The organism is Brevundimonas diminuta (assembly GCF_050310045.1).
Classification (GTDB): Bacteria; Pseudomonadota; Alphaproteobacteria; order Caulobacterales; family Caulobacteraceae; genus Brevundimonas; species Brevundimonas diminuta_F.
This window is the reverse complement of record NZ_CP190005.1, coordinates 3,162,636-3,182,587: the sequence shown is the minus strand read 5'-3', so window position 1 is coordinate 3,182,587 and position 19,952 is coordinate 3,162,636. Positions and strand designations below refer to the sequence as shown.

Sequence of the window (19,952 nt, the reverse complement as noted above, 5' to 3'; positions counted from 1 at the left end):
CCGGCGAACGGCGGATGAAGGGGGTGAGGGCGGCTTTACGCTGATCCGCCGTCGGGGCCAATTGCGCCGTCGTCCGCGTACGGGGTGAAGGCGCGGATGAAGCGGCGGGCGACATCGCGCGCGCGGGCTGGAATGTCGTCGATGTCGGGTTGGGGCAGGCCCAGAACCGAGCGCAGATGGCCGTGGCCCAGAGCCATGCCGCTGAACATCTCGGCGGCGAAGACAGGATCGGGCACGCGCAGGGCTCCCTCACGGTCCTGTTCCTCCAGCCAGTCGGCCAGTCGGCGCATGTTCTGACCGGCGCCCGCCTCATAGACCACGCGCGCCAGTTCGGGCGTCTCGGGCGAGGTCAGGGCCATGCCGCGCAGGGCGGCGCCGCGCCCCTCGACATAGATCCGGTGGATCAGGGTTTCGGCCAGAGCCGTCAGCGCCGCCTCGATGTCGCCGTCGGACGTCAGGGGCGCGACCGCCTCTTCCGAGCGCAGGGCCGCCAGATCGCGGGCCATGTCCGTCTTGGTCGGATAGCGGTTGTAGAGGGTCTGGCGCGAGACGCCCGCGCGCCGGGCGACCTCGGCCATGGAGACCTTGGCGCCCTTTTCAATGAACAGCTCGGCAGCCGCGCGCAGGATGGCGCGGCTCTTGATTTCATCGATCTGTCCGAGGGCGCGAGGCATTCAGTGGGCGTCCGAAGGGGCTGCGGAAGGGTTGGGTCTGGCCGGCTTGGACAACAGGGTCAGGAAGCCGGCGCAGGCGCAGCCGATGGCCAGCAGGGCGAAGGCGTCGCCGAAGGCCAGTGTGGTCGCCTGTTTCAGCAACATGCCATGGATGGCCTTCAAAGCCGAGGCCTGTGGGTCGATCGAACCGGAAAAGCGCACGGCCATGCCCGCGATCATGTCGCGCACGCCCTGATGGGTCTGGTCGATGGCGCTGGTCAGCTCGGCCATGTGCAGGGCGGTGTTCTGGGTCAGGGAGGTGTTCAGCACCGCCAGTCCGAAGGCGCCGCCGACGTTCCGGCTGAGGTTCACCAGACCCGAGGCGTTCTTGACCATGTGCGGGGGCAGGGTGGCCATCGTCACCTGCTGTGAAGCGATCATGGCGATCATGACGCCGACGCCGCGCATGGCCTGCACCCCGGCGAACTCCCAGAAGCCCCACTGGTCCGTCACGGCGCGGGCGTCCCACATGCCCCAGGCCGCCAGCATGAAGCCGATGAACATCAGCACGCGCGCATCCGCCTTTCGCACCAGCCGCCCGGCGATGGGGCCGGTGGCGAACATGGCCAGGCCGGAGACGACCATGGTGGTGCCGACCTCGGCCGCCGAATAGTCGCGCACCCGCCCCAGGAACAGAGGCAGCAGGAAGGTGCCGCCGAACAGGGCCGCCCCGACGATGAAGGTCATCATCACTCCGACGACGAAGTTGCGGTTGCCGAAGGCGCGCAACTCCACGATCGGATTGCGGTAGCTGAGCGAACGCCAGATGAAGGCCGGGCCGCACACCCCGGCCACAACGCTGAGCAGCAGGATCAGGTCATCGGCGAACCAGTCCTCCTTGGCGCCTTCCTCCAGCACATATTGCAGGCTCATCAGGAAGGCCGCCATCAGGATCAGGCCCAGCCAGTCGAAGCCCTTGGCCAGCGCCGGATCGCCCTTGTCGAAATGGGCGTAGCGCCCGACCAGAAACAGGACGATCGCGCCGGGAAAGACGTTGATGAAGAACAGCCAGCGCCAGCTGAGCCATTCGGTCAGATGTCCGCCCAACGTCGGGCCGACGGTCGGCGCCAGCGTCACGATCAGGCCCATGATGACGCTGGCCGTCACCCGCTTCTCGGGCGGGAAGGCGGTGAAGGCCACGGCGAAGACGGTCGGGATCATGGCCCCGCCGACAAAGCCCTGAAGCGCGCGGAAGATGATCATCATCTCGATCGACGACGACAGCCCGACCATGACGCTCATGATCAGGAAGCCGAGACAGGAGGCCAGAAACACCTTCTGCGTGCCCCACAGCCGCGACAGATATCCCGACAGGGGGATCATCACGACCTCGGGGATCAGATAGGCGGTCTGGATCCAGCTGATCTCATCGGCCGAAGCGCCGACGCCCGCCTGAATTTGCGGCAGGGAGGCGGCGACGATCTGGATGTCCAGAATGGCCATGAACTGGCCGATGACCATGCCCGCGAAACCGAGCAGCAGGGCGGTCCAGTTGATTTCAGGCTGGGCGGCGGGCGTCACCGCGGCAGCCGCTGGCGTGTTGGCCGCCGTATCGCTCACCGGGCCGGGCCCGTCTCGCCCGGATGCGCCTCGGCGAAGGCGGCGCCGCCCTGACTCTTCAGATCGACCTTGACCTCGACCGACAGGCCGGGGCGCAGGACGGCGGGCTGGCCCCTGTCGTCACGCTCGACCACGATGCGGACCGGCACGCGCTGGGTGATCTTGGTGAAGTTGCCGGTGGCGTTCTCGACCGGGATCAGGGCGAACTCGGACCCCGTGGCCGGGGCGAAGCTGTCGATACGTCCCTGCAGCGACCGGCCGGGGAAGGCGTCGGCCCTGATCTCGACCGACTGGCCCAGGCGCATCCGCCCGACCTGGGTCTCCTTGAAGTTGGCGACGACATAGGTGTCCTGCAGCGGCACCACGGACATCAGTTGCCCGCCCGCCTGAACCACCTGCCCGACGCGCACGCCGCGCGCGCCGACCACGCCCGCCACGGGCGCGCGGATGACGGTGCGGTCCAGCGTCAGCTGCGCCTGATCGACCAGGGCGCGCGCCTGTTCGACGGCGGCCACGCTCTGTTGCCGGGTCGAGCCCAGAACGGCGGCGGTGCGCTGTTGCGCGGTCAGATCGGCCTGCGCCTGGGCGACCGAGGCGCGGGCGGTGTCGGCGGCGGCGCGCTGGGTGTCGATACGCTGTTGCGACACCCAGCCCTGATCGGCCAGCTTGCCGTAGCGATCGACCTCGGCGCGGGCCAGATTGGCCTGGGCCTGGGCCTGCGTCACGGCGGCGGCGCGGGCGGCGATGGTGGCCTGTTCCTGTTCAGCGCGGGCGTCGACATTGACCACGGCGGCGCTCAGGGCGGCCAGATTGGCCTGCGCCTGCGCCAAGGCGGCGCGGGCGTCCGCATCATCCAGCCGGACCAGCACCTGACCGGCTTCGACGCGTTGGTTGTCCTTGACCAGAACCTCGACGACTTCGCCGCCGATGCGCGGGCTGACGGCGACGGTGTCGGCCTGAACGAAGGCGTTGTCGGTGCCTTCCCAGCGCTGCTTGCCCTGCCACCAGACCACGCCGCCGATAATCAGGCCCAGACCGACGACGCCGGCGACAATAAGGGGCAGACGCTTCTTGAGCGTGGCGGGGAGGGCCATGGGGAGACAGCTCGCTTCAATTCCGCCGCGTAAAATGGACAGGGTTGTTCGGAATACAAGGCGCAGCTGCGATTTTTTGTCGCATCGCGGTCTGAGGACGACATTGACGCGGAGCGCCGGGAAGGCGAAGCGGAGGCATGGCTCCGTTGAAATCCACGTCCCGCCAGAAGAAGGCCGTTCAGAAGGCCGGGCTGGCTCCGCCGCCGGGCAAACGCTCGCGTCAGCCGAAGAAGGCCCCCGTCGGCGCCATCATCAGCTGGCCGCCGGATGAGGACCGGGTGGAGGAGATCTTCGTCCGTCTGTCAGACGTGATGCCCGATCCGAAGACCGAGCTGGATTTCGTCAACCCTTATACGCTGGTGGTGGCCGTCGCCCTGTCGGCGCAGGCGACCGATGTGGGGGTCAACAAGGCGACCAAGGCCCTGTTCGCCATCGCCGATACGCCGCAGAAGATGCTGGCGCTGGGCGAGGAGGGGCTGATCCCCCTGATCGCCTCCATCGGCCTTTACCGCACCAAGGCGAAGAACGTCATCGCCGCCGCGCGGATGCTGGTCGAGCAGCACGGCGGCGAGGTTCCGCTGAACCGCGCCGACCTACAGGCCCTGCCCGGTGTGGGGCGCAAGACCGCCAGCGTGGTGCTGAACGAACTGGGGATCGAACCGGCCATCGCGGTGGACACCCACGTCTTCCGCGTCTCGCACCGACTGGGGCTGGCCAACGCCGCGACGCCGGACAAGGTCGAGCAGCAGCTGCATCAGATCGTGCCGGGCGCCTGGCTGGCCAAGGCGCACCACTGGCTGATCCTGCACGGCCGCTACACCTGTCTGGCGCAGCGGCCGAAATGTCCGGGGTGCGTGATCTCGGACCTGTGCCCGTCACGCGCCAGCTTCATGGGCGTCTGACGCCAGATTTCTCCGTCACTCTGCACTCAGGCGGCGACATCATGCGCTTCACCCTTGCGGCCGACGCCTGCCGGCCTCAACTAGCTGTCAACGGCGCTTCCGGGCGCTCAAGCAGCGAGCGCCCGCGGCACGAGCGATAGCGCCACAAATGAAGGACACTCCATGCTCAAGGTCGCCATCCAGATGGATCCGCTCGAGGCGGTCAATGTCGAGTCGGACACCACCTTCCTGATGGCCCTGACCGGTCAGGCGCGCGGTCACAAGCTGTGGATCTATGACTTCCGCACCCTGGCGCTGGAGGACGGCCGCCTGTTCTGCCGCGCCCGCCCGGTGACGGTTCAGCGCAAACAGGGCGAACACGCCGACTTCGGTCCCGAACAGCGGCTGGATCTGGAAAAGGACATCGACGTCATCCTGATGCGTCAGGACCCGCCGTTCGACATGGCCTATGTCACCGCCACCTATCTGCTGGAGCGGGTTCATCCCGAGACGCTGGTGGTCAACGATCCGGCCGAGGTGCGCTCGGCGCCCGAGAAGCTGATCGCCACCCTCTTCCCCGGCCTGCAGCCGCCGACCCTGGTGTCGTCCGACCCGGAGGCTCTGGTCGATTTCCACCGTCGCCACGGCGATGTCGTGCTCAAACCCCTGCATGGCGCAGCAGGTTCCGGCGTGGTGCGGCTGAAGGCGGACGACCCCAACCTTGAAGCCCTGATCGAGATTCACGCGGCCGGGTCGCGCGATCCTCTGGTGATCCAGAAATTCATCCCGGCCGTCTCGGCGGGCGACAAGCGCATCATCCTGGTCGACGGCGAGCCGGTCGGCGCCATCAACCGCATTCCGGCCAAGGATCAGGTGCGCTCCAACCTGCGCGTCGGCGGCACGGCGGCGCCGGTGGAACTGACGCCGCGCGATCTGGAGATCTGCGCCGCCATCGGACCCTATCTGAAGGAGCGCGGCCTGATCTTCGTCGGCATCGATGTGATCGGCGACTATCTGACCGAGATCAATGTGACCTCGCCCACGGGCGCCCAGCAACTGCTGAACTTCGCCGGGATCGATGCGACCGAACGCATGTGGGAAGTCATCGAACAGAGGAAGGCTGCGGCCTCCTGACGCCGCATTCAAGGGAGGGGAGCCCATGACCGCATTCATCAGAACTGGCATCCAGAGGGCGGCGCTGGCCGTTTCGGTGCTGGCGATCGCCTGTCCTGCGCTGGCTCAACAGACTGCGCCCGACGCCTCGCCCAAACGCCCCTCGCTGGAGGTGCTGGAGCGTATTATTCAAACCCGCACCCCGCAGACCCGGATCGAGACGCCCGATCACGACCGCATCAGCGCCCGGCGCATAGACATCGTCGACGCCGACGGGACGATCCGCATGACCCTGTCGGGCGCGACTCCGCCGCCGATCATCGACGGTATTCAGTACAGGCGCGCCTTCAATGTCGCCGGACTGATCCTGTATGACGACAAGGGCAGCGAGCGCGGCGGCTTCGGCACAGCTGATGTGGACGGGGGCATGGCCGTGCTGGCGCTGGACCATCCGGCGATGGACGCCGTCGGCTGGCGCGTGTCGCCGGACGGATCGGTCAGTTTTGTCTTCAATCAGGCGCCGCCGCTGGTGCGCGAACCAGGACTGGGCGGGGCGCTGGTTCCCGGCGTTCAGACGCCTACGCGGATGCGCCTGTCGCTGGATACGGACGGCACGCCCGCCGTCGCCCTGTCGGACAGAAACGACAAACCCCGCCTGCGCCTGACAGTGACGGAGGAAGGCTTCGGCGCCATCCAGTTCCTGAACGCACAGGGCGAGGTGATCCATACCATCGCGCCGGAGGCCGACCTGCCCGGACGCTGAAAGAACAACGCTCTTGTAGTTCTTTTTGGTTCGTGATTTGTTCCATCTCCTGGCTGGAGGGAACAGCATGGTCGCGCGGGTGGTGACGGTGGCTTTCGACGGCGTCGACGCGCGCCGGGTCGATGTGGAGGTGCAACAGGTCGGTTCGCCCGCCGGCGCCTTCGCTATTGTCGGCCTGCCGGACAAGGCGGTAGCCGAAAGCCGTGAACGGGTGCGCGGCGCCTTTGCGGGCATCGGTCTGGCGCTTCCGGCCAAGAAGGTGATCGCCAATCTGGCGCCCGCCGACCTGCCCAAGGAAGGCAGCCATTTCGACCTGCCCATCGCCCTGGCCCTGCTGGCCTCCATGGGAGTGATCGGGCCGGACGCGCTGGATGGCTGGGCGGCGGTGGGCGAACTGGGACTGGATGGTCAGATCGCCGCTGTCGGCGGAACCCTGCCCGCCGCCATGGCGGTCAACGCCATGGGGTTGGGCCTGATCTGCCCTGAGGCCAATGGGCCGGAGGCCGCCTGGGCGGGCGATGTGCGGCTGCTGGCGCCGCGCTCCCTGATCGGGCTGATCAATCATTTTCGTGGAACCCAGGTGCTGCGCCCGCCTCAACCGGGGCCGGTGATCGAAGGCCGCGCGGCGCCCGACCTGCGCGAGGTCAAGGGACAGGAAGGCGCCAAGCGGGCGCTGGAGATCGCCGCCGCCGGGGGGCACAATCTGCTGTTCGTCGGCCCGCCCGGCTCGGGCAAGTCGATGATGGCGGCGCGCCTGCCCGGCCTGCTGCCGCCGCTGACGCCGCTGGAGCGGCTGGAGACCTCCATGGTCTGGTCGGTGGCGGGCCTGATCGAGCGCGGCGCCCTGACGCGCGAGCGGCCGTTCCGGGCGCCTCACCATTCCGCATCGATGGCGGCTCTGACCGGCGGCGGGCTGAAGGCCAAGCCGGGCGAGGCGTCACTGGCGCACAACGGCGTCCTGTTTCTTGATGAATTGCCCGAATATGCGCCCCAGGCGCTGGACAGCCTGCGTCAGCCGCTGGAGACGGGCGAAATCGTGGTGGCGCGGGCCAACGCCCATGTGCGCTATCCGGCGCGATTCCAGCTGGTGGCGGCGATGAACCCCTGTCGTTGCGGCGTGGGCGGGCCGGGGCGCGGCGCCTGCGGCAAGGCCCCGCGCTGTCAGAGGGATTACCAGAACCGCATCTCCGGCCCGATGTTCGACCGTATCGACCTGACGGTGGACACGCCCGCGGTCACGGCGGCCGACATGGCCCTGCCCCCGCCCGCCGAGGGCACGGCCGAGGCCGCCGCCCGCGTCATGGCCGCCCTGCAGATGCAGGAAGCCCGCATGGCCGAGGCTGGGTTGGCGGGAATGCAGGCCCTGAACGCCCGCATCACGGGCGAGGCGCTGGAGCGGTTCGCCGCCCCCGATCAGGCAGGGCGCGCCTTGTTGATGAAGGCGGGCGAGGCGGGCGGTCTGACCGCGCGCGGCTGGGTTCGCACCCTGCGTCTAGCGCGCACCATAGCCGATCTGGATGGAGCCGACGGGGTGTTGCGTCGCCATGTGGCCGAGGCGCTGATGTATCGTCGCAGCACGGTCGGCGCCCATGAAGATTTCGATCGGCAGGCGGCGCGCCGGGCCCTGTTTCCTGTCCGGAAAAGTCAGGAGGATCAAACGCCGTTCGTCTGTAATTAACCCGCCGGTTCCAATCTGGGTTCATGGGACCGACCCGCCGCAAACCCTCGCCCGCCAAAGGAACCGTTCCGGTCGCCGTTGAGCCTGAACCTGAACCCGCCATCGCGCCCGAGCAGCAGTTCCTGCGTTTGATGAGCCATGAGATGCGCACGCCATTGAACGGCGTGATCGGCATGTTGGGCCTGTTGTCGCGCACGCGGCTGGACGGCGCCCAGCGCGCCTATGCCGAAGCGGCGCAGAAATCGGCCGAACATCTGTTGGGTCTGGTCAACGATCTTCTGGACTACGCCCGGCTGGAGGCGGGGGCGCTGGAGTTCGATTCCGCGCCTGTGGATCTGGAAGCCATGGTTCGGGGCGTCGCTGAGCTCCTCAGTCCGCGCGCACACGACAAGGGTCTGGAAATCGTCTGGTCAGTAGATGCAGACGCCCCTGACATCATCGCCGACGAAGGGCGTCTGCGGCAGATCCTGTTCAACCTTGCAGGCAATGCGGTGAAGTTCACCGATTGCGGCGGCGTGCGGCTGTCTATCGAAGCGCTTCCCATGCCGCCTCGGCGGGCGGGTGCGGCGCGGACGCGGCTGGCCTTCATTGTCGACGACACCGGACCCGGCGTCCCGGAAGAGGCGCGCAGCCGTATCTTTGAAGAATTCGGCCACGCCGATGTATCCGACGCCGCTCGTTTTGACGGCGCGGGTCTGGGACTGGCGGTGGTGCGGCGGCTGGCCTCGGCGATGGAAGGCCGGGTCGAGGTCGAAGATCGTCCTGACGGTCCCGGCGCCCGCTTCCGTTTCGAAGCGGTGTTTCCCGTCGCGACCGACGCGCCTGCGCGTATGCGTCTGCTGGAAGACAAGGCGGTCGCCATCCACACGCCCGACGCTTTCGTGCGCCAGGCCGCTGCGGACCAGATCATCGCGTCCGGAGGCTGTGTGACTGAGCAGTCGGCCGAAGTGACGCTGGTGGATCATGCCGGCGCGCGCGATGGCGCACTGGCGATGAAACCGGATCAGGGCCAGGCCATCATCCTGCTGCGTCCGTCCGAGCGGGCGTTGATCAGCCGCTACAGGGCGGCGGGCTTCTGCGGCTATCTGATCAAGCCGCTGCGCCGGGCGTCGCTGGCCGAGCGGGTTCTGGCCGCCCTGCCGCGCCGGGGCCTGCCGGTCGCGCCCGTTCTGCCGATCGAAGACGACCGCGTCTCCCAGATCGCCTTCCGGGGCCTGCGCGTCCTACTGGTCGAGGATAATCCGGTCGGCGCACTGCTGGCCAAGACCCTGTTGCGACGCGAGGGCTGCACGGTCCAGACCGCTGCGGATGGCCGCGAAGCGCTGGACGCCATGGCGGCGGCGCGGTTCGATCTGGTGTTCATGGACATGCGGATGCCGCATCTGGACGGGCCCGGCGCCGCACGGGCGCTGAGGGCGCGCGGCGACGGGACGCCGATCATCGCCCTGACCGCCAACGCCTTCCCCGAAGATCGCGCCGTTTGTCTGGAAGCAGGCATGAATGACCATCTGCCCAAACCACTGGAAGCCGACGCACTTCGTCTGGTCATGACCCGCTGGACGAACGGCGCCAACCACGCCAAGGTCGCCGCTGTAAAGGCGTCGTGAGTCCGGCGGCGTCCGCCGGAGCCCCGCATGACTGATTCCAAGACGCCCGCTTCCGAGGTCGCGGCGCTGCAGCCGTCTCCAAAGGGGTTGGGCGTGCTCAAGGCCGCCTTCCGCGAGCGGCGGACGCTGGCCATGCTGCTGCTGGGATTTTCGGCTGGCCTGCCCTTCGCCATGCTGTTCGGTACGCTGAACGCCTGGCTGTCCGATGCGGGCGTGTCGGTGGCCACCATCGGGGTGCTGTCGTGGGTAGGGCTGTTCGGGGCCTTCAAGTTTCTGTGGTCGCCTGCGGTCGGGCTGACGCCGCCGGTGTTGGGGCGGATGGGACGGCGCCGGTCATGGCTGATCCTGTGTCAGACCGTGCTGATCGGAGCGCTTCTGGCCATATCCATGTCGCATCCGGGGACGGGCGCGATTGTGGTTCTGGCGTGCGCGGCCGCGCTGGGCGCCTTCGCCTCGGCCACGCAGGACATCGTCATCGACACCTGGCGGATCGAGGTGGCGGACGAGCGCACGCCGGTGGACCTGCTGTCGACGGTCTATCAGCTGGGGTTCCGCACGGCGGCGCTGGTCGGGGGCGCAGGGGCGCTGGTTCTGGCCGATCATCTGGGCTGGTCGGCGACGTTCGTCATCGGCGCGGGCCTGATGGGGCTGGGCTTGCTGGGCGCCCTGATCGCGCCCGAGCCCAAGCCTGCGCCGCGCGCCGCCATCGCGCGTGAACGGATCGGCTCGCTGCGTCTGCGGATGACGGCGCTGGGGATCACCCTGATCGCCTGGGCCTGGGCGGCCTTCATGCTGGTGCGCTTCATGGTCACGGCGCTGACGGTCAAGCCTGCGCCGAGCGCCGGAGAGTTCACCGCCGTCTGGGGGCCGTGGATCGTCGGCATGGCGGTGATCCTGCCGGCCCTGCTGGCCGGGATCATCGTCTGGCGCGGCGGCAAGGCGGGGGCTGCGCCCTCTACCGATCAGGGCCCGGCCTTCGCCAACACCCTGTACGACGCCATCCTGGCGCCGCTGGTGGAGTTGATGGGGCGGCTGGGCTGGGGCGCGGTGATCGTGCTGGGCCTGATCCTGACCTATCGCATTACCGATGGCGTCTGGGGGCCGTTCGCCTTCCCCTTCTACATGGGCGACACGGGGGGCGCGCTGGGTCACACCAAAACCGAGATCGCCCTGGCGTCCAAGACGTTCGGCGTGGTCATGACAATCATCGGCATCGCCCTGGGCGGCTGGGCGCTGCTGGTCATCGGCCGCATGGCCAGCCTGCTGCTGGGCGCCATCCTGTCGGCGGCGACGAACCTGCTGATGATGGATCTGGCGCTGGGCGCGCCGTGGATCGGCGGCTTCATGCAGATGACGGGTCTGTACAAGCTGTTCGGCGCCTTCGGCATCGGCGAGCCTCTGGCCCGGCTGATGCTGGCCATCGCGGGCGAGAACATCGCCGGCGGCTTCGCGGGCGCGGCCTTCGTCGCCTATCTGTCGGCCCTGTCGAACAAGATGTTCGGGGCTGTGCAGTTCGCCGTCTTCACCTCTCTGGCCCTGTTGATCGGCACTCTTGGCCGTGGCGCGCTGGGCGAGCTGATCGAGCGTCAGGGCTATGCCGCCATGTTCGTCATCGCCGCCTGGCTGGGCGTCATCGCCGTCATCTTCTGTCTGGCGGAGTGGGTGCGTCTGACGTTCGAGCGCCGTCGTCTGGGTCAGGACGCCTGAAGCCGAAGGCGAAGGCCAAAAAGAAAGAGGCGGCCCGCAGGGAGCCGCCTCTTCAATCTTCACCGGGTGACGAGGGTTACGCCTCGTTCGGCCCCTCCGCATAGGCGGCGAAGGTGGCGGCGGTCATGATCTCGCTGACCGAGGCGCCCAGCGGCACGATCTGCACCGACTTCTCCAGACCGACCAGCAGCGGGCCGATCACCGTCGCTCCGCCCAGCGCCTGAACCAGACGCGTCGAGATGGCGGCGGAATGGATGGCCGGCATGACCAGAACATTGGCGTCGCCGGTCAGGCGCATGAACGGATAGTTGGCCCGCGCCTCGGAGTTCAGCGCCAGCGCCGGGGGCATTTCGCCTTCATATTCGAAGTCGACGCCCATGCCGTCCAGAATGCGGATGGCCTCGCGCACCTTTTCGCCGCGGTTGCCCGGCGGATCGCCGAAGGTCGAATAGCTGAGGAAGGCGACGCGCGGGGTGCGGCCCAGCGTCTTGACCGTGGCGGCGGCCTTGACCGCGATCTCGGCCAGTTCGGCCGCATCCGGCAGTTCGTGAATCGAGGTGTCGGCCACGAACAGGGTGCGCCCCTTGGCCAGCAGGATCGACAGGCCGATCATGCGGTCCTTGACGTCCAGGACGCGGCGGACCTCTTTCAGGGCCATGTTGAAGTTGCGGGTCACGCCGGTGACCATGCAGTCCGCCTCGCCGCGCGCGACCATGGCGGCGGCGAAATAGTTGCGGTCCTGATTGATCATGCGCTGGACGTCGCGGCGCAGATAGCCGCGACGCTGCAGGCGGTCATACAGCCAGTCGACGTATTCGGTGTTCCGCTCGGAAATGCGGGCGTTCATGATCTGGATGCCCAGATCATCGAAGATCAGGCCGGCTTCGGAAGCGTTCTGACGGATCAGCTCTTCGCGGCCGACCAGGATGGGCGTGCCCAGTTCGGCCTGTTTGAAGGCCCAGGCGGCGCGGATCACCGACTGCTCCTCGCCCTCGGCGAAGACGACGCGCTGCTTCGGACCCGAACGGACGCTGCCCTGGATCTTCTGCATCAGGGCCGCCGACGGATCGACCCGCTGACGCAGGCTGATGCGATAGGCGTCCATGTCCTCGATCGGCTTGCGCGCCACGCCGGAATCCATCGCCGCCTGGGCGATGAAGGGCGGGATGTACCAGATCAGACGCGGGTCGAACGGGGTCGGGATGATGTAGTCCGGGCCGAACTTCAGCTTGCGGCCGCGATAGGCGGCGGCGACCTCGTCCGGCACGTCCTCGCGCGCCAGCGCCGCCAGGGCGTGGGCGCAGGCGATCTTCATGTCGTGGTTGATCTGACGCGCGCGCACGTCCAGCGCGCCGCGGAACAGATAGGGAAAGGCCAGGACGTTGTTGATCTGGTTCACATAGTCCGAGCGGCCCGTCGCCATGATGGCGTCGGATCGCACCGACATCACATCCTCGGGCGTGATTTCCGGATCAGGGTTGGCCATGGCGAAGATGATCGGATTGGGCGCCATGGAGGCGACCATCTCCTTGGAGATCGCGCCCTTGGCCGACAGGCCCAGCACCACGTCGGCGCCGACCATGGCGTCGGCCAAGGTGCGGTGCGGCGTGTCGGTGGCGTGCGCCGCCTGCCATTGGGAGACGTTGTCCCGGCCCTTGTAGATGACGCCCTGACGGTCGCAGATGGTCGTGTTCTCAGCCTTGACGCCCGCCGCCTTCATCAGGGCGATGGAGGACAGACCCGCCGCGCCCGCGCCGGACAGGACGACCTTGATGTCTTCCAGCTTCTTGCCGACGATGTGGCAGGCGTTGATCAGACCAGCGGTCGAGATGATGGCGGTGCCGTGCTGGTCGTCGTGAAAGACGGGGATGTCCAGCAGGTCCTGCAACTGGGCTTCGATCTCGAAGCATTCCGGGGACTTGATGTCCTCCAGGTTGATGCCGCCCCAGGTGTCGCCGATGTTCTTGACCACGGTGACGAACTCGTCCGGGTCGGTGGTCTTCACCTCGACGTCGAAGCTGTCGACGTCGGCGAAGCGTTTGAACAGGACCGACTTGCCTTCCATGACCGGCTTGGAGGCCATGTGGCCCAGGTTGCCCAGGCCCAGAATGGCGGTGCCGTTCGAGATGACCGCGACCAGATTGCCCTTGGACGTATAATCATAGGCCTTGTCCGCATCTTCGGCGATGGCGAGAACCGGCACGGCCACGCCCGGCGAATAGGCCAGCGACAGATCGCGCTGGGTCGCCATCGGCTTGGTGGGGGCCATGGAGATCTTGCCCGGCGTCGGATCGCTGTGGAACTCCAGGGCGTCGTCGTCGGAGAAGGTCTGTTTATCGGTCAGTTCGGGCATTTGTGTCTCGGAAAGGGGGGCGCCCCTCGTTCCTAGAACCTGCAAACGGCCGGGACAACAGCTGACGCCGGGTCAAGGACGCTCAAAAGCCCTGTGGTTACGCTATCGGCAGGGCGCCGGTCCCTTCAACCTCGACCGGACCGGTCATGAAGACGTGGCCCGACGCCTCGTCCCAATCGATGGTCAATTCCCCGCCATCAACCGTCACAGCAGCCTTTCGGCCGGTCAGACCGCGTCGCGCGCAGGCAACCAGGGCGGCGCAGGCGCCCGTGCCGCAGGCCAGCGTCAGGCCCGCGCCACGCTCCCAGACCCGCAACCTAATGTGATCGGGCGACAGGACATGGGCGAAGCCGACATTGACGCCCTCCGGGAAAAGCGGGTGGTGTTCAACCAGAGAGCCGGACGCGCGCACGAAGGCGTCGTCCTGTCGGTCGGTGAAGAAGACCACGTGCGGATTGCCCATGGAGACGGCGCCGGGCGTGTGCAGGACCGGCGCGTCGATCGGCCCGACCTGAAGCTCGATCCCGCGCGTGTCCATCGCCTCGGCCAGCGGAACCTGATCCCAGTCCAGACGCGGCGGCCCCATGTCGACGGTGACTTGATGATGGGCCGCGGTCGGGATTTTTTGATGGGCCGCGGTCGTCGACCCTGCGGGATCTCCCGACCCGACGCGGCTTTTTTCTTGGGCCGCGGTCGTCAGCCCTGAGGGGCTTCCCGACCCGACGCGGCCTGAAGATGCTAAGGCGCGGCGGGCGGTGGTGGGGCCGGCGGCGGTGTCGATGACCACCGTCTCCTTGTCCGTGGCCTGCAGCAACAGCCAGCCGACGCAGCGCAGGGCGTTGCCGCAGGTCTGCACCATCGAGCCGTCGGCGTTCCACACCCGCATGAAGGCGTCGGCCGTCTCGGACGGTTCGATGCCGATCAACTGGTCGAAGCCGCCCGGGCCGGTCGCCGGATCGGCCAGGGCGCGCACCTGATCTCCCGTCGGATGGAAGGGGCGATCGAAGGCCTGAACGACGACGAAGGCGTTCCCGGCGCCGTTCATGCGGACATAGGGGCGGCTGTTGGCGGGAGCGGAAGAAGCGGTCATGCCATCTTCATATAGGATTTTTTGTGGCTTCATGTATCGCTTCAAACGATGACCAGCGAAACCGGCTCGACCGTCGATCATGGCAGGCTGAGGCTGCGCGCCCGCCTGCGCTACCTCTATCAGGGCACGCAGCCGACGGCGGTGAAGTTCCGCCTGATGGTCATCAGCATCGACCTGATGATTATCGGCTTCTTTCTGGCCGCGCCGATCCTGAAGGAGGCGGGCTGGGTCTTCTATGTCGCCGACTATTTCATCGCCGCCATCCTGGGGCTGGATCTTGCGGCGCGGGCCTATGCCTATTCCGACATCCGCGACTGGCTGAAAAAGCCGATCGTCTGGGTCGACCTGTTCGTTCTGGCGACCCTGCTGTTTCCTGCCTGGCTGGCCAATTTCGGCTTCCTGCGGCTGCTGCGGTTATGGAGCCTGCTGAACAGCGACCTGTTCTGGCGCACCATCGGCCGTCGGTTCGACGACACGCGGGTCGAGGAGATCACCCGCGCCCTGGCCGCCCTGATCACCTTCGTCTTTGTCGTGACGGGCTTCGTCTATGCCTATTTCCGTGGCAAGGCCGAACACATCAACGGCTATCTGGACGCCCTGTATTTCACCGTCGCCACCCTGACGACGACGGGGTTCGGCGACATCACCCTGCCGGGCAACTGGGGGCGGGTGATCTCCATCGTCGTCATGCTGGTCGGCATCACCCTGTTCATCCGTCTGGCCCAGACCCTGTTGCGCCCGCACAAGGTCAAGTTCCCCTGCCCGACCTGCGGCCTGCAGAAGCACGACCCGGACGCCGTCCACTGCAAGGCTTGCGGTCAGATCCTGTGCATTCCCGACGACGGCGACTGAAGATTACACAGCGGTAAGATTACAACCGCTTGCTCCCTCGTGGCGCGACGGTCAGGGTGACGGCCAAGATTCATAGCCCACCCGAGGGACCTGATGATCATCCGCACCCTGGCGTCCATCGCCGTTCTTTCCCTTGCCGCCGGAGCCGCCCCCTTCGCCATGGCCCAGACGCCCTCCCCTGCCGCCGCAACGACCGGCGGTTTCGCGACCAGCGACGCGACCGATCCCTATCTGTGGCTGGAAGAGGTCGAGGGCGCGCGCGCCATGGACTGGGTCAAGGCCCACAACCAGACCTCGCTGGGCGTGCTTCAGGGCGATCCGCGCTATGAGACCCTGCACCAGCAGGCGCTGGATCTGGTGCAGTCACGCGACCGCATCCCCTCGCCCGGCTTCACCCACGACGGCCACGTCGACAACTTCTGGCAGGACGCCGAGCATGTGCGCGGCATCTGGCGGCGCACGACGCTGGACAGCTATCGCACCGACGCGCCGCAGTGGGAGACGATCCTGGACTTCGACGCCCTGTCGGCGGCCGAAGGCGCCAACTGGGTCTATAAGGGCGCGACCTGCCTGGCGCCGGATAAGCGTTACTGCCTGATCTTCCTGTCCGACGGCGGCAAGGATGCGGTGACGATCCGCGAGTTCGACACAGTGACGAAGACCTTCGTCGCCGACGGCTTCAACCTGCCGGAATCCAAGGGCGGCGTGACGTGGATCGACCACTCCACGGTGCTGGTCTCGCGCGACTTCGGCGAAGGCTCGCTGACGAACTCCGGCTATCCGCGCACGGTTCGCCTGATGAAACGCGGACCGTCAGCCGATCAGGCCGAGGTCTTCGCGGGCGAGAAGACGGATGTCTCCGTATCCAGCTACACCCTGCGCGACGCCGACGGCGCATTGCAGGCCGTGCTGCTGAACCGGGGGATCAACTTCTACGAAAGCGAGACCTGGCTGCTGGATGACCACGGCCAGACCAGGAAGCTGGAGCTGCCGCTCAAGTCCAGCATCAACGCCCTGGTCGCTGGCCAGCTGGTGGTGACGACCGATCAGGACTGGACCGCGCCCTCGGGCCAGGAATTCAGGACCGGCGATGTCATCGCCTGGCCGCTTCAGGCCTGGCTGGCCGATCCGAAGACGCCTGCCCGTCTGGTCCTGCGACCGGGTGAGCGCGAAGCGGTCGAAGGTATCAACGCCACCCGTAACAAGCTGGTCGTGGCGCTTTATGAAAACGTGCGCGGCTCGGTTTATGTCTATGATCCGGCCGACTGGAGCCGCACCCGTCTGGACCTGCCGCAGAACGTCTCGGTCGGCGTCGGTTCGGCGTCTGAAAAAGACGACAAGATCTTCGTCAGCGTCACCGGCTATCTGAACCCGTCCAGCCTCTATCTGGCCGATGCGGCGACCGGCGCGGTCACCCTGACCAAGTCCCTGCCGGACAAGTTCGACGCCAGCGGAATGCGCGTCGATCAGTTCGAGGCCCGCAGCGCCGACGGGACGATGATCCCCTACTTCGTAGTCCATAAGGACGCGATGGCGATGGATGGGTCGAACCCCACGCTGCTTTATGGCTACGGCGGCTTCCAGTCGTCGCTGCTGCCCGGCTATTCGCCGACGGTCGGCAAGCTGTGGCTGGAGCGCGGCGGCGTCTATGTCATCGCCAATACGCGCGGCGGCGGCGAGTTCGGTCCCAAATGGCACCAGGCGGCCCAGCAGGAAAACCGCCAGCGCGCCCATGAAGACTTCCAGGCCGTGGCGCAGGATCTGATCGCGCGCGGGATCACCAGCCAGCCGCACCTGGGGATCATGGGCGGCTCGCAGGGCGGGCTCTTCATGGGGGCCATGCTGACCCAGCGCCCCGACCTGATCAATGCGGCGGTCATACAGGTTCCACTGTTCGACATGCTGCGCTTCCACAAGCTGTTGGCCGGGGACAGCTGGAAGGGCGAATACGGCGACCCGGACATTCCCGAACAGCGCGCATGGATCGAGGCGTACTCGCCCTATCAGCGACTGGCGGCGGGTCAGCCCTATCCGGAAGTCTTCATCCACACCTCGACCAAGGACGACCGCGTCCATCCCGGTCATGCGCGAAAGGCGACGGCGCGACTGGAAGAACTGGGCTATCCCGTGCTCTTCTATGAAAACACCGACGGCGGCCACGCGGCCGGCGCCAATCTGCGCGAGACGGCCCGCCGCATCGCGCTGGAATACACCTATCTGACCCGGCGGCTGATGGATCAGCCTTCGCAGCCGTAATCGACAGAGCCCGAGATCATGATGAAATCCCTGTTCCTGTCCGTCGCCTTGCCGACCCTGATGCTGGCCGCTGCGCCAGCGCTGGCCGAGGGCGCGCCTGCCGATCCGGCGACCGCCTCGGCCGCGACCCCGCCGCCGCACTTCCCGCGCGATCTGTCGCCAGAGGGGGTCAAGGCCGCCGACGACCATCTGGCGCTGGAAGAGGTCGACGGCGCCGTCTCGCGCGCCTTCGTCGCCGCCGAGAATGAGAAGTCGCTGGCCGCCCTGACCGGCGACCGTCGCTACGAGCCGTTCCGCCAGCAGGCCGAAGCCATACTGACGGCGACGGACCGCATCCCCGGCGTCAGCTTCCTGGGCGAGGGTCTGGGCAATTTCTGGCAGGACGCGGCCAATCCCAAGGGCGTCTGGCGCCGTACGACGCTGGCCTCCTATCGCACGGCCCAGCCGCAGTGGGAGACGCTGCTGGACATCGACGCCCTGGCCAAGGCGGAAGGCAAGGACTGGGTGTTCAAGGGCGCCAACTGCCTCGCGCCGGACGAGACGCGCTGCCTGATCAATCTGTCCAACGGCGGCATGGACGCCGTAACGGTGCGCGAGTTCGACCTGACGACCAAGACCTTCGTGCAGGACGGCTTCGTCCTCCCGGAGGGTAAACACCGCCTGTCGTGGCTGGACCGCGACACCCTGCTGATCGCCACCGATTTCGGTCCCGGCAGCCTGACGGAATCCGGCTATCCCTACATCATCAAGTCGCTGAAGCGCGGCCAGATGCTGGCGCAGGCGACCGAGGTCTATCGCGGTCAGCAGGGCGACGGCGGCTACGGCGTCAGTCCCCGCGTCTTCCGCGACGGCGCAGGCAAGGTCGAGGCGGTGGTGTTCACACGCCCGCTGGACACCTTCCGTTCGGAAATCTGGGCGCCGGGTTCCGACGGCAAGCCCTATCGGCTGAACCTGCCTGAGCGCGTGGGTCTTCAGGGCGTGCTGGACGGCAAGCTGATCTTCTCGCCCGAACAGGCGTGGAGCTTCGACGGTCAGGACTACGCCGCCGGTTCGCTGGTCGCCCTGCCGATGGGCGTGCTGGGCGACGTGCGCCAGAGCATCCGTATCGATGCGAAGACGGCGACCATTTTCGCGCCCGGCCCGCGCCAGTCGCTTCAGGACGTCCGGGTGTTCGAGGACAGCATCGTCGCCGTCATCGCCGACAACGTCGTGGGCACGCTGAAGCGCTTCACGCCGGGCGTCGGGGGCTGGACCGCAACCGACATCGCCGTGCCTGCCAACAGCGCCGTGAGTCTGGGCGACAGCGCCAAGGGCAAGGGGCAGGTCTTCGTCTCGACGCAGGGCTTCCTGACGCCGCCGACGCTCAGCCTGGCCGATGTCTCGACCGGGGCCCTGACCGAGCTGAAATCGGCCCCGGCCAAGTTCGACGCCTCGACCCATGTGGTCGAACAGTTCGAGGCGACCTCGACCGACGGGACGAAGATTCCCTATTTCGTCACCCGGCCGAAGAACCTGGCGATGGACGGGACCGGCCCGACCATACTGTTCGGCTATGGCGGCTTCCAGGCCAGCTTCCCGCCCGCCTACAAGCCCGAGATGGGCAAGCTGTGGCTTGAGAACGGCGGCGTCTTCGTTCAGGCCAATATCCGCGGCGGCGGCGAGTTCGGTCCGCAGTGGCACCAGGCGGCCCTGCGCGAAAATCGTCAGCGCGCCTTCGACGATTTCGCCGCCGTGGCCCGTGATCTGGAGCAGCGCCGCATCACCAGCCCGCGCCATCTGGGCATCTATGGCCGCTCAAACGGCGGGGTGCTGACCAGCGTCTCGATCACCCAGAACCCGCAACTGTTCAATGCGGCGGTCATCGAAAGCCCGCTGATCGACATGCTGCGCTATCAGGAGCTGCCTGCAGGGGCCTCGTGGATGGGCGAATACGGCGATCCGCGCATTCCGGGCGACGCCGAATTCATCGCCCGCTATTCCGCCTATCAGCAGCTGCGGCCCGAGGTGAAATACCCGCGCGTCTACATCACCACCAATACGCGCGACGACCGGGTCCACCCCGGCCACGCCCGCAAGTTCGCGGCGCGTCTGGGCGATCAGGGCCACGACCACCTCTATTATGAGGACACGGCGGGCGGTCACTCCAACGACGCCGATCCGGTCGCCAACGCGCGGCGCTGGGCGCGCCACTATGTCTATCTGGCCCAGCAGTTGATGGACTGAGGGTCTTTAGTAAGTGCGCGACCGGCCTTCGGCCTGCTTGAGCGCGATCGTCATTCGATGGC

At 67.2% G+C, this 19,952-nt stretch carries 14 protein-coding genes; 9 read left to right on the top strand and 5 right to left on the bottom strand.

Annotated features, from left to right (window positions below; genetic code table 11):
• Positions 1-35 precede the first annotated feature (35 nt).
• From ACORJG_RS15265 to ACORJG_RS15255, 3 genes are read right to left on the bottom strand one after another with little or no spacing between them, the layout of a single operon-like run.
• Positions 36-674, bottom strand: coding sequence for a TetR/AcrR family transcriptional regulator (locus ACORJG_RS15265; RefSeq protein WP_427790362.1), 639 nt, complete (start codon positions 672-674; stop codon positions 36-38).
• Positions 675-2,273, bottom strand: a complete 1,599-nt coding sequence (locus ACORJG_RS15260) for a DHA2 family efflux MFS transporter permease subunit (protein ID WP_427790360.1) — start codon at positions 2,271-2,273, stop codon at positions 675-677.
• Positions 2,270-3,367 (bottom strand): HlyD family secretion protein, encoded by a 1,098-nt coding sequence (locus ACORJG_RS15255; RefSeq protein WP_427790358.1) that lies wholly within the window; start codon positions 3,365-3,367, stop codon positions 2,270-2,272. Before ACORJG_RS15255 ends, ACORJG_RS15260 begins: the two co-directional genes overlap by 4 nt.
• A gap of 137 nt (positions 3,368-3,504) precedes the next feature.
• On the opposite strand from ACORJG_RS15255, the gene nth reads away from it, so the two are divergent.
• The 6 genes from nth (at position 3,505) to ACORJG_RS15225 (ending at position 11,116) form a co-directional block, all read left to right on the top strand.
• Entirely contained in the window at positions 3,505-4,269 is a 765-nt protein-coding gene (gene nth / locus ACORJG_RS15250; RefSeq protein ID WP_427790356.1) for an endonuclease III, read from the top strand.
• 162 nt (positions 4,270-4,431) lie between these two features.
• A complete protein-coding gene (gshB, locus tag ACORJG_RS15245) occupies positions 4,432-5,382 on the top strand; it encodes a glutathione synthase (protein ID WP_427790354.1) in 951 nt (316 codons plus the stop codon).
• Positions 5,383-5,407: 25 nt separating this feature from the next.
• On the top strand, positions 5,408-6,124 hold the full coding sequence (locus ACORJG_RS15240; RefSeq protein ID WP_427790352.1) for a hypothetical protein: 717 nt from the start codon (positions 5,408-5,410) through the stop codon (positions 6,122-6,124).
• A gap of 67 nt (positions 6,125-6,191) precedes the next feature.
• The gene (locus tag ACORJG_RS15235) at positions 6,192-7,802 is read left to right on the top strand and encodes a YifB family Mg chelatase-like AAA ATPase (RefSeq protein ID WP_427790350.1); all 1,611 of its coding nucleotides are present in this window, start codon (positions 6,192-6,194) and stop codon (positions 7,800-7,802) included.
• A 23-nt stretch (positions 7,803-7,825) separates the two neighbouring features.
• Positions 7,826-9,409, top strand: a complete 1,584-nt coding sequence (locus tag ACORJG_RS15230; protein ID WP_427790348.1) for a response regulator — start codon at positions 7,826-7,828, stop codon at positions 9,407-9,409.
• Positions 9,410-9,436: 27 nt separating this feature from the next.
• The gene (locus ACORJG_RS15225; RefSeq protein WP_427790346.1) at positions 9,437-11,116 is read left to right on the top strand and encodes an AmpG family muropeptide MFS transporter; all 1,680 of its coding nucleotides are present in this window, start codon (positions 9,437-9,439) and stop codon (positions 11,114-11,116) included.
• Between the two features lie 76 nt (positions 11,117-11,192).
• Here the strand turns inward: ACORJG_RS15225 and ACORJG_RS15220 are convergent, their stop codons facing one another.
• Both ACORJG_RS15220 and dapF read right to left on the bottom strand, forming a co-directional pair.
• On the bottom strand, positions 11,193-13,469 hold the full coding sequence (locus tag ACORJG_RS15220) for an NADP-dependent malic enzyme (RefSeq protein ID WP_427790344.1): 2,277 nt from the start codon (positions 13,467-13,469) through the stop codon (positions 11,193-11,195).
• Between the two features lie 97 nt (positions 13,470-13,566).
• Positions 13,567-14,559 (bottom strand): diaminopimelate epimerase, encoded by a 993-nt coding sequence (gene dapF, locus ACORJG_RS15215; RefSeq protein WP_427790342.1) that lies wholly within the window; start codon positions 14,557-14,559, stop codon positions 13,567-13,569.
• A 48-nt stretch (positions 14,560-14,607) separates the two neighbouring features.
• On the opposite strand from dapF, the gene ACORJG_RS15210 reads away from it, so the two are divergent.
• The 3 genes from ACORJG_RS15210 to ACORJG_RS15200 all read left to right on the top strand — a co-directional run bounded on the left by ACORJG_RS15210 (position 14,608) and on the right by ACORJG_RS15200 (position 19,890).
• Complete coding sequence (locus tag ACORJG_RS15210) at positions 14,608-15,411, top strand: potassium channel family protein (RefSeq protein ID WP_427790340.1); 804 nt, start codon at positions 14,608-14,610, stop codon at positions 15,409-15,411.
• 93 nt (positions 15,412-15,504) lie between these two features.
• Entirely contained in the window at positions 15,505-17,667 is a 2,163-nt protein-coding gene (locus ACORJG_RS15205) for a prolyl oligopeptidase family serine peptidase (RefSeq protein ID WP_427790339.1), read from the top strand.
• Positions 17,668-17,685: 18 nt separating this feature from the next.
• Positions 17,686-19,890: a prolyl oligopeptidase family serine peptidase gene (locus tag ACORJG_RS15200; protein ID WP_427790337.1), complete on the top strand. Its 2,205-nt coding sequence runs from the start codon at positions 17,686-17,688 to the stop codon at positions 19,888-19,890.
• Positions 19,891-19,952 lie beyond the last annotated feature (62 nt).

Bases quoted from the DNA above. Each gene is read 5' to 3' on its own strand.
- ACORJG_RS15265 (WP_427790362.1), bottom strand. From the start codon at position 674: ATGCCTCGCGCCCTCGGACAGATCGATGAAATCAAGAGCCGCGCCATC.
- ACORJG_RS15255 (WP_427790358.1), bottom strand. From the start codon at position 3,367: ATGGCCCTCCCCGCCACGCTCAAGAAGCGTCTGCCCCTTATTGTCGCC.
- nth (WP_427790356.1), top strand. From the start codon at position 3,505: ATGGCTCCGTTGAAATCCACGTCCCGCCAGAAGAAGGCCGTTCAGAAG.
- gshB (WP_427790354.1), top strand. From the start codon at position 4,432: ATGCTCAAGGTCGCCATCCAGATGGATCCGCTCGAGGCGGTCAATGTC.
- ACORJG_RS15240 (WP_427790352.1), top strand. From the start codon at position 5,408: ATGACCGCATTCATCAGAACTGGCATCCAGAGGGCGGCGCTGGCCGTT.
- ACORJG_RS15235 (WP_427790350.1), top strand. From the start codon at position 6,192: ATGGTCGCGCGGGTGGTGACGGTGGCTTTCGACGGCGTCGACGCGCGC.
- ACORJG_RS15230 (WP_427790348.1), top strand. From the start codon at position 7,826: ATGGGACCGACCCGCCGCAAACCCTCGCCCGCCAAAGGAACCGTTCCG.
- ACORJG_RS15225 (WP_427790346.1), top strand. From the start codon at position 9,437: ATGACTGATTCCAAGACGCCCGCTTCCGAGGTCGCGGCGCTGCAGCCG.
- ACORJG_RS15220 (WP_427790344.1), bottom strand. From the start codon at position 13,469: ATGCCCGAACTGACCGATAAACAGACCTTCTCCGACGACGACGCCCTG.
- dapF (WP_427790342.1), bottom strand. From the start codon at position 14,559: ATGACCGCTTCTTCCGCTCCCGCCAACAGCCGCCCCTATGTCCGCATG.
- ACORJG_RS15210 (WP_427790340.1), top strand. From the start codon at position 14,608: ATGACCAGCGAAACCGGCTCGACCGTCGATCATGGCAGGCTGAGGCTG.
- ACORJG_RS15205 (WP_427790339.1), top strand. From the start codon at position 15,505: ATGATCATCCGCACCCTGGCGTCCATCGCCGTTCTTTCCCTTGCCGCC.
- ACORJG_RS15200 (WP_427790337.1), top strand. From the start codon at position 17,686: ATGATGAAATCCCTGTTCCTGTCCGTCGCCTTGCCGACCCTGATGCTG.